This is a genomic window from Flavobacterium sp. 316 (genome assembly GCF_000967805.1).
Taxonomy (GTDB): Bacteria; Bacteroidota; Bacteroidia; order Flavobacteriales; family Flavobacteriaceae; genus Flavobacterium; species Flavobacterium sediminilitoris.
In genome coordinates, this window is record NZ_JYGZ01000005.1 from 348,524 (window position 1) to 363,958 (window position 15,435).

At 31.7% G+C, this 15,435-nt stretch carries 13 protein-coding genes; 10 read left to right on the forward strand and 3 right to left on the reverse strand.

What is annotated here, in order from left to right:
• Positions 1-43: 43 nt before the first annotated feature.
• The 6 genes from pdxA (at position 44) to accC (ending at position 5,021) form a co-directional block, all read left to right on the forward strand.
• Positions 44-1,081, forward strand: a complete 1,038-nt coding sequence (gene pdxA / locus SY27_RS12675; RefSeq protein ID WP_045970841.1) for a 4-hydroxythreonine-4-phosphate dehydrogenase PdxA — start codon at positions 44-46, stop codon at positions 1,079-1,081.
• A 93-nt stretch (positions 1,082-1,174) separates the two neighbouring features.
• A complete protein-coding gene (locus SY27_RS12680) occupies positions 1,175-1,708 on the forward strand; it encodes a DUF177 domain-containing protein (RefSeq protein WP_045970843.1) in 534 nt (177 codons plus the stop codon).
• A 9-nt stretch (positions 1,709-1,717) separates the two neighbouring features.
• A complete protein-coding gene (rpmF, locus tag SY27_RS12685; RefSeq protein WP_045970845.1) occupies positions 1,718-1,912 on the forward strand; it encodes a 50S ribosomal protein L32 in 195 nt (64 codons plus the stop codon).
• 163 nt (positions 1,913-2,075) lie between these two features.
• Positions 2,076-3,074: a beta-ketoacyl-ACP synthase III gene (locus SY27_RS12690; RefSeq protein ID WP_045970847.1), complete on the forward strand. Its 999-nt coding sequence runs from the start codon at positions 2,076-2,078 to the stop codon at positions 3,072-3,074.
• Positions 3,075-3,099: 25 nt separating this feature from the next.
• Entirely contained in the window at positions 3,100-3,588 is a 489-nt protein-coding gene (accB, locus tag SY27_RS12695; protein ID WP_045970849.1) for an acetyl-CoA carboxylase biotin carboxyl carrier protein, read from the forward strand.
• A gap of 80 nt (positions 3,589-3,668) precedes the next feature.
• The gene (accC, locus tag SY27_RS12700) at positions 3,669-5,021 is read left to right on the forward strand and encodes an acetyl-CoA carboxylase biotin carboxylase subunit (protein WP_045970851.1); all 1,353 of its coding nucleotides are present in this window, start codon (positions 3,669-3,671) and stop codon (positions 5,019-5,021) included.
• Positions 5,022-5,057: 36 nt separating this feature from the next.
• On the opposite strand, the gene SY27_RS12705 is transcribed toward accC, so the two are convergent.
• The 3 genes from SY27_RS12705 to SY27_RS12715 all read right to left on the reverse strand — a co-directional run bounded on the left by SY27_RS12705 (position 5,058) and on the right by SY27_RS12715 (position 11,251).
• Complete coding sequence (locus tag SY27_RS12705) at positions 5,058-5,570, reverse strand: hypothetical protein (protein WP_317236314.1); 513 nt, start codon at positions 5,568-5,570, stop codon at positions 5,058-5,060.
• Positions 5,571-5,603: 33 nt separating this feature from the next.
• Positions 5,604-7,499: a S9 family peptidase gene (locus SY27_RS12710; RefSeq protein ID WP_045970853.1), complete on the reverse strand. Its 1,896-nt coding sequence runs from the start codon at positions 7,497-7,499 to the stop codon at positions 5,604-5,606.
• Between the two features lie 116 nt (positions 7,500-7,615).
• The gene (locus tag SY27_RS12715) at positions 7,616-11,251 is read right to left on the reverse strand and encodes a GEVED domain-containing protein (RefSeq protein WP_052705327.1); all 3,636 of its coding nucleotides are present in this window, start codon (positions 11,249-11,251) and stop codon (positions 7,616-7,618) included.
• A 237-nt stretch (positions 11,252-11,488) separates the two neighbouring features.
• Between SY27_RS12715 and SY27_RS12720 the strand changes: the two genes are divergently transcribed.
• The 4 genes from SY27_RS12720 to mtgA all read left to right on the forward strand — a co-directional run bounded on the left by SY27_RS12720 (position 11,489) and on the right by mtgA (position 15,391).
• Positions 11,489-12,751, forward strand: a complete 1,263-nt coding sequence (locus SY27_RS12720) for a dicarboxylate/amino acid:cation symporter (protein WP_045970855.1) — start codon at positions 11,489-11,491, stop codon at positions 12,749-12,751.
• A gap of 1 nt (position 12,752) precedes the next feature.
• The gene (locus SY27_RS12725; RefSeq protein ID WP_045970857.1) at positions 12,753-13,439 is read left to right on the forward strand and encodes a DedA family protein; all 687 of its coding nucleotides are present in this window, start codon (positions 12,753-12,755) and stop codon (positions 13,437-13,439) included.
• A 103-nt stretch (positions 13,440-13,542) separates the two neighbouring features.
• On the forward strand, positions 13,543-14,655 hold the full coding sequence (locus SY27_RS12730; protein WP_045970859.1) for an FAD-binding oxidoreductase: 1,113 nt from the start codon (positions 13,543-13,545) through the stop codon (positions 14,653-14,655).
• Position 14,656: 1 nt separating this feature from the next.
• On the forward strand, positions 14,657-15,391 hold the full coding sequence (mtgA, locus tag SY27_RS12735) for a monofunctional biosynthetic peptidoglycan transglycosylase (RefSeq protein ID WP_045970861.1): 735 nt from the start codon (positions 14,657-14,659) through the stop codon (positions 15,389-15,391).
• Positions 15,392-15,435: the final 44 nt, after the last annotated feature.

Genomic DNA, 15,435 nt, shown 5'->3' on the forward strand with positions numbered 1-15,435 from the left:
CTAAATTTGCAATTCAAAAGTAAGTAATTAATAGGAACTTATTATGGTAAAAAGAACAGAAAATATAATTGTAGGAATATCTATAGGTGATTTGAATGGAATTGGTCCTGAAGTAGTGCTTAAAACATTTGAAGATAATAGGATGCTAGAATTATGTACGCCTGTTATTTTTGCAAATATTAAAATAGTTTCTTTTTTAAAGAAAAATTTGGGATTAGATTCTAGTTTGCATGGTATTGATAATCTAGGTCAGATGGTTTTAGGGAAAATAAATGTTTTAAATGTTTGGAAAGAAGGAGTTAATATAGAGTACGGGAAGAATGATGAGGTCGTAGGGAAATATTCTATTAAATCATTTCAGTCAGCGACTAAAGCTTTAAAGGAGGGGCTTGTAGATGTTTTAGTTACGGCTCCTATAAATAAATATAATATTCAATCCGAAGAATTTAAGTTTCCAGGACATACGGATTATTTAAATAGTCAATTAAATGGAGATGCTTTAATGTTGATGGTTCATGATAAATTTCGTGTGGGTTTATTGACAGATCATATTCCTGTTAATGAAGTTTCTAAGCATTTAACGGAAGATTTGTTGGTTGAAAAAATAAATACAATTATAAAATCACTTGAGCAAGATTTTGGAGTTGTTAAGCCTAAAGTGGCTTTGCTAGGACTTAATCCTCATAGTGGTGATAATGGAGTTATTGGTGATGAAGAAGAGAAAGTTATAAAACCTGTAGTTAAAAAAATGTTTGATTCTGGTAAAATGGTTTTTGGACCGTATTCATCAGATAGTTTTTTTGGGTCATATCAATATGAAAAATATGATGCCATTCTAGCTATGTATCATGATCAAGGACTTATTCCATTTAAAACATTATCGTTTGGAAAAGGAGTAAATTATACAGCAGGATTAGATAAAATACGAACATCGCCAGATCATGGAACTGCTTATGAAATAGCAGGAAAAAGGTTGGCGAATTATGATTCTTTTAAAGAAGCTGTTTATTTAGCAATTGACGTTTTTAATAAAAGAAAAGAATATCAAGAATTAACTAAAAAGCCTTTGAAGGTTAGGTAAATATAGTTGTAAACAAAAAAATGTTTATAACTGGTTTTAATTTATAATAATTTTATATCTTTGCATCCCATTAATGATGGGTTGACTGTTGTTATGAAAAAATTAAAAGAATATTTGATTCAGTTTGCTGGATTGAAATTGGGGAAGCATCAGTTTGAATATCAATTAGATAATTCGTTCTTTGAGTGCTTTGATTATAGCGAGTTTAATGCTGTTGATATCAAAGTAGATTTGATTTTAGAGAAGAAGAATACGATGCTTGAGCTCGATTTCAAATATAAAGGAATTGTAAATGTACCTTGTGATTTAACAAATGAAATGTTTGATTTGCCAATTAAAGGAAAATTAAAATTGATTGTTAATTTTGGAAATACATTTAATAATGAAAATGAAGAATTACTTGTTTTACCTCATGGTGAGTTTCAAGTAGATGTTTCTCAATATATTTATGAAGGAATTGTGCTTTCTGTTCCTGTTAAGAGAATTCATCCAGGAATAAAGGATGGAACATTGAAAACAGATGCACTAGAAACATTAGAGAAACTTTCTCCAAAAGAAGAACAAGAAGAACAAGAAAATATTGACCCAAGATGGGAAAATTTAAAAAAACTATTAACGGATAAATAATATAGTAAAATGGCACATCCTAAGAGAAAAATCTCCAAAACAAGAAGAGATAAAAGAAGAACACATTACAAAGCATCTGTACCTCAAATTGCTACATGTCCTACAACAGGAGAAGCACATTTGTATCACAGAGCTTATTGGCATGAAGGTAAAATGTATTACAGAGGTCAAGTTGTAATTGATAAAGCAGAAGCAGTTGCTTAATGCTTTTAAAAAATAGAGAAAAACTCTCACAGTGTGAGAGTTTTTTTGTTAATAAGATTTTTACTTATTCAAACTGACTCTATTTTTTACAGGTTTGATTTTTTTTTTGTAATTTCCACCACTCTTTAAGAAGTTTTTATTTTATAGAGGAAAAATTATTTTTATGAATAAAATTACAGCCGCAATTACAGCAATTGGCTCTTATGTTCCTGACTATGTTCTTTCTAATAAAGTATTAGAAGAAATGGTTGAAACCAATGATGAATGGATAACCAGTAGAACTGGAATAAAGGAACGAAGAATTTTAAAAGAAGAAGGTCAAGGAACTTCTTTTTTAGCAATTAAAGCTGCTCAAAATTTAATTGAGAAAGCTCAAATTGATCCAAAAGAGATTGATTTAGTTATTATGGCAACCGCAACGCCAGATATGCCTGTTGCTTCAACAGGGGTATACGTAGCAACACAAATAGGGGCTACAAATGCATTCGCATACGATTTACAAGCCGCTTGTTCAAGTTTTTTATATGGAATTTCTACAGCTTCTGCCTATATAGAATCTGGAAGATATAAAAAAGTACTATTGATCGGAGCTGATAAAATGTCTTCAATTATAGATTATACAGATAGAGCAACATGTATCATTTTTGGTGATGGTGCTGGTGCTGTTTTATTTGAGCCTAATAATGAAGGATTAGGGCTTCAAGATGAATTATTGAAAAGTGATGGAATTGGAAGAGAATTTCTAAAAATAGATGCGGGAGGTTCAATTTTGCCAGCTTCTGAACAAACAATAAAGAATAAACAACATTTTGTTTTTCAAGATGGAAAAACAGTGTTTAAATATGCTGTTTCTGGAATGGCTGATGTCAGTGAGAAAATTATGCAACGTAATAATCTTTCACATGATGATGTAAACTGGTTAGTTGCGCATCAAGCAAACAAGAGAATTATTGATGCCACAGCAAATAGAATGGGATTGGATGAAAACAAAGTCTTAGTAAATATCCATCGTTATGGTAATACTACTTCTGCAACACTACCTTTGTTGTTGGCTGATTTTGAAAGTCAACTTAAAAAAGGAGATAATATTATTTTTGCCGCATTTGGAGGAGGATTCACTTGGGGAGCTATTTATCTAAAATGGGCATATAACAAAAATTAACAAACTAAACCAAATTTCAAATAGTATGGATATTAGAGAAATTCAAAACCTAATTAAATTCGTAGCAAAATCTGGAGCTACTGAAGTAAAGTTGGAAATGGATGATTTTAAAATCACCATAAAAACAACAAATGAAGAAGCAGAATCAACTACAACTTATGTTCAACAAGTTCCTGTTTCTACAGCGTTGCCACAAGCTTCAGCTCCTCAGCCAGTTGCACCAACTGCACCAGTTGCACCAACTGCAGCACCTGAAGTAGACGAAAATGCTAAATATATTACAGTTAAGTCACCTATAATAGGTACATTTTATAGAAAACCAGCACCTGATAAACCAGTTTTTGTTGAAGTTGGTTCAACAATTTCAAAAGGAGATGTGGTTTGTGTAATAGAAGCAATGAAATTATTTAACGAAATTGAATCAGAAATATCAGGTAAAATCGTTAAAGTATTAGTTGATGATTCATCACCAGTAGAGTTTGATCAACCATTATTTTTAGTAGATCCATCTTAAGTAAGAAATTATAAATTGTAAGTGAATGTTTATTCATGATTTAAATGATTTAAGTTTCAAAAATTTAAAATTTCCGAAAGATGTTTAAAAAAATATTAATAGCAAATAGAGGGGAAATTGCACTTCGTGTGATTAGAACTTGTAAAGAAATGGGAATTAAAACAGTAGCTGTTTATTCAACAGCAGATGCTGATAGTTTACATGTTCGATTCGCAGATGAAGCAGTTTGTATTGGTCCTCCTCCAAGTAATTTATCTTACTTGAAAATGTCAAATATAATTGCAGCAGCAGAAATTACTAATGCAGATGCAATTCATCCTGGTTATGGATTTTTATCAGAAAATGCTAAATTTTCAAAAATATGTGAAGAACACGGTATTAAATTTATCGGTGCTTCTGCAGATATGATTGATAAAATGGGAGATAAGGCAACTGCAAAGGCTACTATGAAAGCGGCAGGAGTTCCATGTGTTCCTGGTTCAGAAGGAATATTAGAATCTTTTGAGCAAACTCAGAAGTTAGCAAAAGAAATGGGATATCCTGTGATGTTGAAAGCAACTGCTGGTGGTGGTGGAAAAGGAATGCGTGCTGTTTGGAAAGAAGAAGATCTATTGAAGGCTTGGGAGAGTGCTCGTCAAGAGGCTGGAGCTGCTTTTGGTAATGATGGAATGTATATGGAAAAGTTAATTGAAGAGCCACGTCATATTGAAATTCAAGTTGTAGGTGATTCATACGGAAAAGCATGCCATTTATCTGAAAGAGATTGTTCAGTTCAACGTCGTCACCAAAAATTAACAGAAGAAACTCCTTCTCCTTTTATGACTGACGATTTACGTAATGAAATGGGTAATGCTGCTGTAAAAGCTGCGGAATTTATTAAATACGAAGGAGCTGGTACAGTAGAATTTCTTGTTGATAAGCATAGGAATTTTTATTTTATGGAAATGAATACCCGTATTCAAGTGGAACATCCTATTACAGAGCAAGTTATTGATTATGATTTAATTCGTGAACAAATTTTGGTTGCAGCAGGTGTGCCAATTTCAGGAAAAAATTATTTTCCGCAATTACACTCAATAGAATGTCGTATTAATGCTGAAGATCCATATAATGATTTTCGTCCATCTCCAGGTAAGATAACTGTTTTGCATTCACCAGGAGGACACGGAGTTCGATTAGATACTCACGTGTATGCAGGATATACAATTCCACCAAATTACGATTCAATGATTGCTAAATTAATTACTACTGCTCAAACAAGAGAAGAAGCAATAAGTAAAATGAAGAGAGCTTTAGATGAATTTGTAATTGAAGGAATTAAAACAACAATACCATTCCATAGACAGTTAATGGATGAGCCAGATTATGTGGCTGGAAATTATACTACAAAATTCATGGAATCTTTTGTAATGAAAGATAAAGTTGAAGAATAAAAAAATAAAAAACTCCCAAACTTGGGAGTTTTTTTATTAGGTTAAATTTTTAATTAATTCATCTACTTCATTTTTTTGAGCTAAGTATTTTAATTGGAGTTCTGAATTTCTACCCATTCTGTGATAGTATTCCATTCCTTTTGATGCAAAGTGTTTTAAATAATAGTTTGATGCAATTGGAATTAAAGGGAATTCTTTATGGAATAGCATTTCGTAATAAGCTTGCCATTCTCGCTCGTTTTTATCTTTAATTAGACTTTCTGGAGCTTTTTGTTTTACATGGAGCATTTCATGGGCAAGTAGGTTTAAGATTAGAACGAGAGGGAATTGAAATACATTTTTAGGAATTTGTACTTTTTGTGGTTTTCCTAAAGCTCCTATTGTAACCATTAAAATAAATTCTGGTTTAGCTTCTTCTGTTAATTCAAATCCTTTAAAGTTGTGATGGCTTAATCTATAAACTTTAAGTAAGAATTCAGCGGCTTCAATAGTCATTTCTAATTCATGGAATTTTTTAATAGTAAATTCTATTTCGTCAAATGGCATCATAAGTAATTGGGGGCTTCTTGTTTTATTAAAATTTTATAATGTTTCTTTTAACCATTTGAAAAATTCATGTTGCCAAACTAGTCCATTTTGAGGTTTTAATATCCAATGATTTTCTTCAGGAAATAACATAAAGCGGCTTTTTATTCCTTTTAATTGAGCAGCTTGAAATGCTTCTTGACTTTGTCCTACAGGAACGCGATAATCTTTAGCTCCTTGAATAATGAAAATAGGCGTATTCCAGTTGTTTACTAAGTTAATAGGATTGAATTCATTATAAGCTTTTTGTGTTAAGCTGTTGTTTTTTTCCCAATAAGCACCACCCATATCCCAATTTGTAAAGAATACTTCTTCTGTTGTGCCATACATACTTTGAGTATTGAAAATTCCAGCGTGAGCTATAAATGTTTTAAATCTGTTTTTGTGGATTCCAGCTAAATAAAAAACAGAATAACCTCCATAACTAGCACCAACTGCTCCTAATCTTGTTTTGTCAACATAGTTTTCTTGTGAAATATCATCAATTGCGCTTAAATAATCATCCATTGCTTGTCCTCCCCAATCTTTACTGATTTCTTCGTTCCAGCTTACGCCATGTCCTGGCATACCTCTTCTATTTGGGGCAACTACAATGTATCCTTGAGAAGCCATAACTTGAAAATTCCATCTGAATGAATAGAATTGAGATAAAGCTCCTTGTGGACCACCTTGGCAGTATAAAAGTGTTGGGTATTTCTTTTTTGCATCAAAATTTGGAGGTAAAATTACCCAAACTAGCATGTCTTTTCCGTCAGTTGTTTTTACAATTCTTTTCTCAATTTTAGGTAAAGAAAGGTTGTTGTAGATTTCGGTATTGATGTTTGTTAATTGTTTCCAATCTTTTTTATTTAGATTATAGCTAAATATTTCATTAGCATGATTCATGTCGCTTCTTGTAACTAAAACTTTTTCTTCATGGAAACCAATAATTTGATTTATGTCGAATTGTCCTTCAGTAATTTGTTTAACACGAATTGCTATTTTAGTTAAACCTGGAAAGTTTACTTCAAATAATTGTTTTGTGCCATTAATAGGTGCTAAAAAATACACTTTTCTACCATCATTACTCCATGTAAAACTATCAACTGTTCCATCCCAATTAGAAGTTAGATTAATATCTGTTCCTTTATGACGAACAATGATATCATTTTTATCGGCTTCATAACCATCGCGTTTCATTTGTAACCAAGATAAATCGCTGTTTGGTGAAAATTGAGGGGCTACATCGTAACCAGAATTACTTTTGGTTAAATTTTCAGTTATTCCAGATTTTAAATTATACTCATATAAATCAGTATTTGTGCTAATTGCATAAGCTGTTTTTTCTTTTTTCTTAGAAACATAAATCACTTTTGAACCATCTGGAGACCAAATGTAATCTTCATCTCCACCAAAAGGCTTTTGAGGGGAATCGAAAGGTTCGTTTTTCATGATGTCAATTTCTTTGTTTTTGTCATCTGTGATTATTACATGATTATGATTTCCATTATTATATGTATCCCAATGACGATAATCTAGTCCATCATATATTAAAACATCACTTTTATCTAATGTTGGATAGTAGTCTTTTCCAAGTGTATTGTTGATCTTGACTTCTTTGTGTGAAACGGTCCATTTTCCATCAGAAGATTTATTTTTATCAGAAATTAAGCTAGTGTATTCTTTTAATTCAGATGCTTTTCCTCCATTTATTGGAATACTATAATATTTTGAATTTGATTTGTTTTCATCTATGGAAGGAGTGCTGACTTTATAAATAATGTTTTTATTATCATTTGATATTCCTAAAGGAGATATTCTTCCTAACTTCCATAATAATTCTGGAGTCATTATTTCTTGGGACATTGCTGATAATCCACTCATGCTAATAAGTATTAATGCGATTTTTTTCATTTTTCATTTTTTTATTAGAAAGGTTAAAAATAAATATTTTAAAATAAATTACTGTAAATATGTAATAAAATAAAAAAGACCTTCATTTGAAGGTCTTTTTTGAAAGAATAGAAAAATTATTGTTTAATGAATTGTTTGTTTGTTATTGTGTTTTGATCAGATATTTCAATGATATAATTTCCAGAATTTAATGTGGAAATATCAATAGAACTATTTGAAATATTACCATTTAATACAACTTTACCAATTAAGCTATAAATTTTAAAAGTTGCTTTGTCAGAGACTGAATTTATGTTTAGTAAAGTGATAGCTGGGTTGGGGTATAAAATGATTTCCTGATCTAAAGAGGTTATTTCTTGCTCATCTTTGCTAGAACCAGTAATGTTTATACTGTAATCTTCCACTTGTCCATATGTAAATGTTTCACATGAAGTAGGGGTAGCGTTGTATTTCATCGAAACTCTCATTCTAGTTGTTCCAATAGATGCGTTAGAAGGTATAGAAATAGTTCCGCTAACAGGAGTTGTTTTTGTTGCTCCAATTGTTACTACTTGTTCTCCTGAATCTGAAAAATCTCCATCTTGATTAAAATCAATCCATACGGCATAGCCTTCATTATATACAGTTCCTGTCCATAAAGGTGTAATTGTGATTGTTTGTGAAGACCCTCTTGAAACATTTGTTGATATTGAAGTGAAGTCTTCATAACCAGATGTCCCAGTAGATGTGTTGTTTATGTTACCATATTCAACTTTGGAGATTCTTTCATCATTAGTGTTGTTTCCTTGTGAGTTACAATATGATACTGTGTTTGATAGTGTTGTTACATTAGCTGTATTGCTAGATAAAGAAACATTACCTACTGCATCTTTTGCTTTTACGCTAAATGTATATGTTGTTGCAGGAGTTAAACCAGTTACAGAATATGTTGTTGCGGTTGTAGTGTTTCCGATTAATGTTGTCCCACTAAAGATATCATAACCAGTTACTCCAACATTATCTGTAGAAGTTGTCCATGATAGGTTAGTTGAGGTTTGAGTTGTTCCAGAAGCAGATAAAGTTGGTGAAGAAGGAGGTGTTGTGTCTGGTGTTCCAGAACCAATATTTATAGTATAATCTTCGACCTCTCCATAAGAAAAAGCTTCACATGATGTTGGTATGCCATTGTATTTCATCGAAACTCTCATTCTAGTTGCTCCGTTTGAAGCAGAAGAAGGAATGGTAAATGTTCCAGAAACAGGTGTTGTTGTACTTGCTGTTTTACTCCACACTAATTCTCCTGCGTCGTCAAAACTTCCATTTTGATTATAATCAATCCAAACAGCATAACCTTCGCTGTATGCGCTGCCTGTCCACGTAGGGGTTATTGTGATAGTATATGCTGTTCCTTTGTTTACAGAGGTTGAAATACTTGTGAAATCGGTATAGCCATTATTTCCTGTTGATGCATTATTTATTGTGTTGAACTGAACTCTACCTATGTATTCATCAGAAACATTATTTCCGTTGCTATTACAATATGTAGGGGTTGTTGATCCAGGAAGTGTTGTGATGTTTGCGGTATTGCTTGAAGAAGATAGATTTCCAGCCGCATCTTTAGCTCTTATTGAAAAATTGTATGCTGTAGCAGGGGTTAATCCTGTAACATTGTATGTAGTTGTAGTTGAAGTTCCAATTTGGTTGCTTCCTTGGTATATATTATATCCCGTTACTCCTACATTATCGGTTGAGGCATTCCAAGAAAGATTTGTGGTTGTTTGTGTCGTTCCAGAAGCTGTTAGATTTGTTGGAGCTGTAGGAGCAGTAGTGTCATTAGAACCAGTTGTAATTGTAAAATTAGAATTTGATATATCAAAGAAAATATGGTTTGTTCCTTTTACCATTATCTTGTTTTGTGTTCCAGGTGTGTTTGGAATGATTACACTTTGAGATCCGTCATTTGGAGTATTTGATAGTAAAATAGTGTTGAAATTATTTCCTCCATCAGTTGAAAGTAATATATCTACGTTAGCGCAGTTTACTCCATTAGCAGTTGTTCCTGCAACATTCCAAGTGATTGTTTGAGAAGAGCCGCCTGGATATGATACAGCAGTGTTAGGAGATGAAACGGTAAATGGGCCTGCGGTTGAGTTTACTGTTACTACCATATCATCACTGTTATTTGCTGATCCACCTGCTCTATTATCTCTTACAGTAAATCTGAAATTCATTGTTCTTGCAACTGAAGGGAGTGCTTCAACTGTAATTTCTGCTCCAGATGTAGTAGATGAGTTTGCTAAAACACTTTCTAGTCTAGGAAACATTCTTGTTGGCGAGGTTGTAGGGTTGTATGACCTAAAAGTTGGACCTGATGTTCTAGTTGCACTAGCAGCAGAACTAGCTCCTGTTGCAGATGAAGCAGCATTATCAAATTGTTCCCAAATATATGTTAAGACGTCTCCATCTGCATCAGTACCAGAACCAGTAAGAATGAAAGGAGTGCTTTTAGGAATTGTAAAATCACTTCCTGCATTAGCGGTTGGCACAGAGTTTCCTGTATTAGTAACAGTTGGGCAAGTTTTTGTTTTAATATTATTTGTTACTTGTTGAATACTCGCAGAATGGAAATAGGCATCAGAATGAGGTTGTACATCTTGAGAGGTAATCCCAGCATATCCCATAATGGTTGAACCAGAACCAGGTTCCATATTTACACCTGTTCCTTCATTGTTCATAGAGAATGTGTGATTTGCTCCAAATTGATGCCCAATTTCATGAGCAACATAATCAATGTCGAAATTATCACCTTCTGGTATTGTGCTTGATGTGAAGCCGCTTCCTTTGCCAGAATTACAGATACATCCTATGCATCCTGCGTTTCCATTGTTTCCAGCTTTTGTTAGTAAATGACCAACGTCATAGTTTGAATCTCCAATTACTGAAGTCAGAGTGCTTTGTAGTTGACTGTTATAACTTGTAGTATAAGGATCAGTAGATGCATTAGTGTAAATTACATCATCAGTATTAGATATTAATACCATTCTAGCACTAAAGTCTTTTTCAAAAACACCATTAACACGAGTCATGGTGGTATTTATAGCGGCTAACGCAAGAGCTTTTGTTCCTCCAAAATAGGAAGTGTATTCTCCAGTAACAGACATAGCTAGGCGGAATGTTCTTAATTTAGAATCATCAGCATTAGGACGTAAAGTAGAGGTTGATGCTATTTTGTTATTAACACTTTCAACAACATTACATTCAAATTTTGAAAATGCTGCTTTTCGATCTGCTTTTCTGTATACTGTGTATGTTTTTAAATCTTTAGTATATGGTTCAATAAATTCAGCAGATTTATCTGCATATAAAGTCATTGATTGAAAGCCTAGAGGAGATATACTAAAATATACTGTTGCAGTTGGATTGTCGATTCCATAACCAATATAAGATTTGATTTCTGGATATCTATTGGCTAAATCTTGATCCATATTTGAATTTTCTAATACAGAAAATCGTTCCATTTTACCGTCTCTATTTGGAATGGAAATAATAGTGTTTGAATTTTCATTGAAATTGACTCTTTTGGAAACACTTTTAATGGTTTGTTTAAGACTGTTTATGTCTAAAGTGAAGAGGTTGGTTTGTGAGAGTGAGTTTTTGTTTTCGAAAATGGGAGCGTCGCTCTTCGTGGTTTTTTTCCAAAAAGTTTCTCTGTTTTGAGCAAAAGAGAAACTTGAAATTGCAATTAAAGCAATTAAAAGAAATTTTTGTTTCATAATTAGTTATAGTTTTGAATTTTAGCGTTTCAAATATATATAAATTATACTCAAGTATTTTACAGATTTAATATAAAAAAAGTTAAAAAAATAAATCATTTTTAATTAAAAGTATTATTTTTTGTACAAAATTAAATAAGATTGCAAAAGTTACGAGGTTTTAAAATTTCATATTGAGTGTTATTTTTTGAAAAAATATCCCTATTTTCACGCTTTAAAATAGAAAGTGTAAAAAAAATGAAGAAATTAGCATTGCATTGGCAAATATTACTAGGAATGGTGTTGGGAGTTTTGTTTGCATTTCTTTTTATACAATTTGACTGGGGTAAGCAATTTATAATTGATTGGATAAAGCCATTTGGTAATATTTTTATCAATTTATTGAAATTGATTGCAGTACCATTGATTTTAGCATCATTGATAAAAGGAGTTTCAGATTTAAAAGATATTTCTAAGCTCTCCAAAATGGGAGGGAGAACGATAGGGATATATTTATTGACAACTGTTTTTGCTGTATCTATAGGACTAGCTGTAGTTAATATTATAAAACCTGGGAAATTTATTTCTGAGGAAACTAGAATAGAGCTTGTAGGAAGTTATTCAAATGATGCGAATTCAAAGATTCAAGCTGCTGAAAATCAAAAAAAAGCAGGTCCACTTCAAGCATTGGAAGATATTGTGCCAAGTAATATCATAGGAGCTGCTTCTGATAATGGCAATATGTTGCAAGTCATCTTTTTTGCAATTTTCTTTGGTATTGCTTTAATTCTCATTCCTGTTGAAAGTTCTACTCCTGTAAAAGCTTTTTTTGATGGATTTAATGAAGCTATTTTGAAAATGATTGATATTATTATGCTAGCGGCACCTTTTGGGGTTTTTGCACTTTTAGCATCACTAGTAGCTGAATCTCCAAGTTTAGATTTATTTGAAGCGCTTTTTTGGTATGGATTGTGTGTAATCATTGGTTTATCTCTAATGTTAGGATTTTATGTTTTAATAGTATTTATAATAACAGGGAAAAAGCCTCAATTTTTTATTAATGGAATTGCTCCTGCTCAATTATTAGCGTTTTCGACTAGTTCAAGTGCTGCTACTTTACCTGTTACAATGGAAAGAGTTGTAGATAATCTTGGTGTAGATGATGAAGTTGCTAGTTTTGTTTTACCAATTGGAGCAACGATTAATATGGACGGAACAAGTCTTTATCAGGCTGTTGCTGCTGTATTTATTGCGCAAGCTTTTGGAATGGATCTTAGTTTTGGAGTTCAATTGGGGATTATTGCTACCGCTACTTTAGCATCTATAGGTAGTGCAGCAGTACCTGGAGCAGGAATGGTAATGTTAGTAATTGTACTAGCTCAAGCTGGAATTCCTGAAGCAGGTTTAGCCCTAATTTTTGCAATAGATAGGCCTTTAGATATGTGTAGAACCACAGTCAATGTAACTGGAGATGCAGCAGTTTCTATGGTAGTGGCTAAATCAGTAGATAAATTAGCATAAAATGGAAGATTTTCACTGGACAAAGCTTTTTAATCCAGAGTTTTATATTACAATGGAGATAAATGGAGTTCCAATAGGAATTTACATGGTTCTATTTATTGTTTTTGCAGAAACGGGATTGTTTGCAGGTTTCTTTTTACCAGGAGATAGTTTGTTGTTTCTTTCAGGAATTTATAATAGAGAGTTAATAGAGACTTTTTTTATTATTCCAAGTGACTTTTCAAATGTAATTATTTTAGCTGTTTTAATAGCAATCGCAGCAACTTTAGGAAATATTTTTGGTTATTGGTTTGGCTCTAGAAGTGGTAATTATTTATATACTAAAGAGGATAGTTTTTTCTTTAAGAAAAAATATTTAATTGATTCACAAGTTTTTTTCGAAAAACACGGAGGTAAAGCAATTATTTTTGCGCGATTTTTACCTATAATACGAACTTTTGTACCAATTATTGCTGGAATCGTACACATGAAGAAAGCTAAATTTATGTTTTATAACATACTAAGTTCTATTATGTGGTCATTTACTTTAGTTTTTGCAGGTCATTATCTTTATGGATTCTTTTTAGATGAACTTGATATTGATTTGAAAAAGCATATTGAAAAAATTATACTAATACTTATTGGAGTAACTACTTTTCCTTTAGTGATGAAGGCAATTAAATCTAGAAAAAAGGAAACTACTGATTAATATGTAAATCTCATTTTTTTAGAACTTATTCTATCTTCCTCCAAAAACGCACTTAAATTAAAGAAAGTAAATTATTATATTTACTCCTTATAATATGCGTTATATGCAACTAAGTTATTGGGAATTAAAAAATTGGTTTACAAATGTTGATTATACAATTGTAGGTAGTGGAATTGTAGGGTTACATTGTGCGCTACAGCTTCGTGAACGATTTCCAAACAGCAAAATATTAATTTTAGAAAAAGGTCCTTTACCACAAGGAGCTAGTACAAAAAATGCAGGTTTTGCCTGTTTCGGAAGTATATCAGAAATAATAGATGATTTAAAAAATTATTCTGAGGAGGATGTTATTGAACTGATTAAAAAAAGAGTACAAGGGTTAAAATTGTTGCGTAATCGATTAGGTAATAATATAATTGATTATAAGCCATATGGAGGTTATGAGTTGTTTTTGAAAAATGATGAAGATTTTTATGATGAATGTATTCAAAGTTTACCCTTTATTAATGATCTTCTAAGACCACTTTTTAAAGCAGAAGTTTTTGTTAGAAAAAGAGATCAATTTAACTTTAATAATACTTTTAAATATCTAATTTTTAATCCATTTGAAGGTCAGATAGATACTGGAAATATGATGCAAGCTTTGTTAAAAGAAGCAATTTCAAAAGATATCTTAATACTAAATCAACAAAATGTAACTAATTACCAAGAATTAGCGAGTCAAGTTGAAGTTGCTACAAATGAAATAGTGTTTAAAACCAATAAATTGCTGTTTACTACAAATGGTTTTGCTTCAAAATTAACTAATAATAAAGTAAAGCCAGCGAGAGCACAAGTTTTAATTACAAAGCCAATTGAAAATTTAGATATAAAAGGAACTTTTCATTTAGATAAAGGATATTATTATTTTAGAAATATAGAAAATAGAATTCTTTTTGGAGGTGGTAGGAATCTCGATTTTGAAGGTGAAACGACAACAGATTTAGGTCAGACAAAAATTATTCAAGACAAGTTGGAGCAATTGTTAAAAACAGTAATTTTGCCAAACTATCAATTTGAAATTGAACATCGTTGGAGTGGTATTATGGGAGTTGGAAATCATAAAAAGCCAATTGTAGAACAATTATCTAATAATGTTTATTGTGGCGTGAGATTAGGAGGCATGGGTATTGCGATCGGTAGTTTAATAGGAAAAGAATTAGCAGAATTAATATAATATGGCAAAAAAAACTACTTCAAAAAAGAAAACCACTAAAACACCAGTAAAAAGAACTGCAGGTCAAAAAATATTTCGTTTTGTTTGGAAATTGATTCTGTGGTTCAATATTGTAAGTGTTTTTTTTGTTCTTCTATATAAATTTGTACCCGTTCCATTTACACCTTTAATGATTATTAGAGCGTTTGAACAAAAAGCAAATGGAAAAGAGATGACATGTTCACATGATTGGGTTTCCATAGAAAATATTTCTCCAAATTTACAAAAAGCAGTTATTGCTAGTGAAGATGGATTGTTTTTAGAACACAATGGTTTTGATTTTAAATCAATGCAAAAAGCGTATGAGGGGAATCAAAAAGGGAAAAAGATAAAAGGAGGAAGTACAATTTCTCAACAAACAGCAAAAAATGTTTTTCTTTGGCAAGGAAGAAGTTATTTAAGAAAAGGGTTAGAAGCTTATTATACTTTGTTAATAGAATTATTATGGAGTAAAGAGCGTATAATGGAAGTCTATTTAAATAGTATTGAAATGGGAGATGGGGTTTATGGTGCTCAAGCGGCTTCAAAATACTGGTATCATAAAGAAGCAAAAAATTTATCTAGAATTGAAGCTGCGGGAATTGCTGTTATTCTACCAAACCCTAGAAAATTTAAAGCGTCAAATTCATCTGCATATATAAATAGAAGGAAAGCTAAGATTAGTAAATATATTGGATATGTTGATTTGAAATATTAATCTTTTTCCTTTACAAATTATTTTACCCGAGAGCATATAAATGT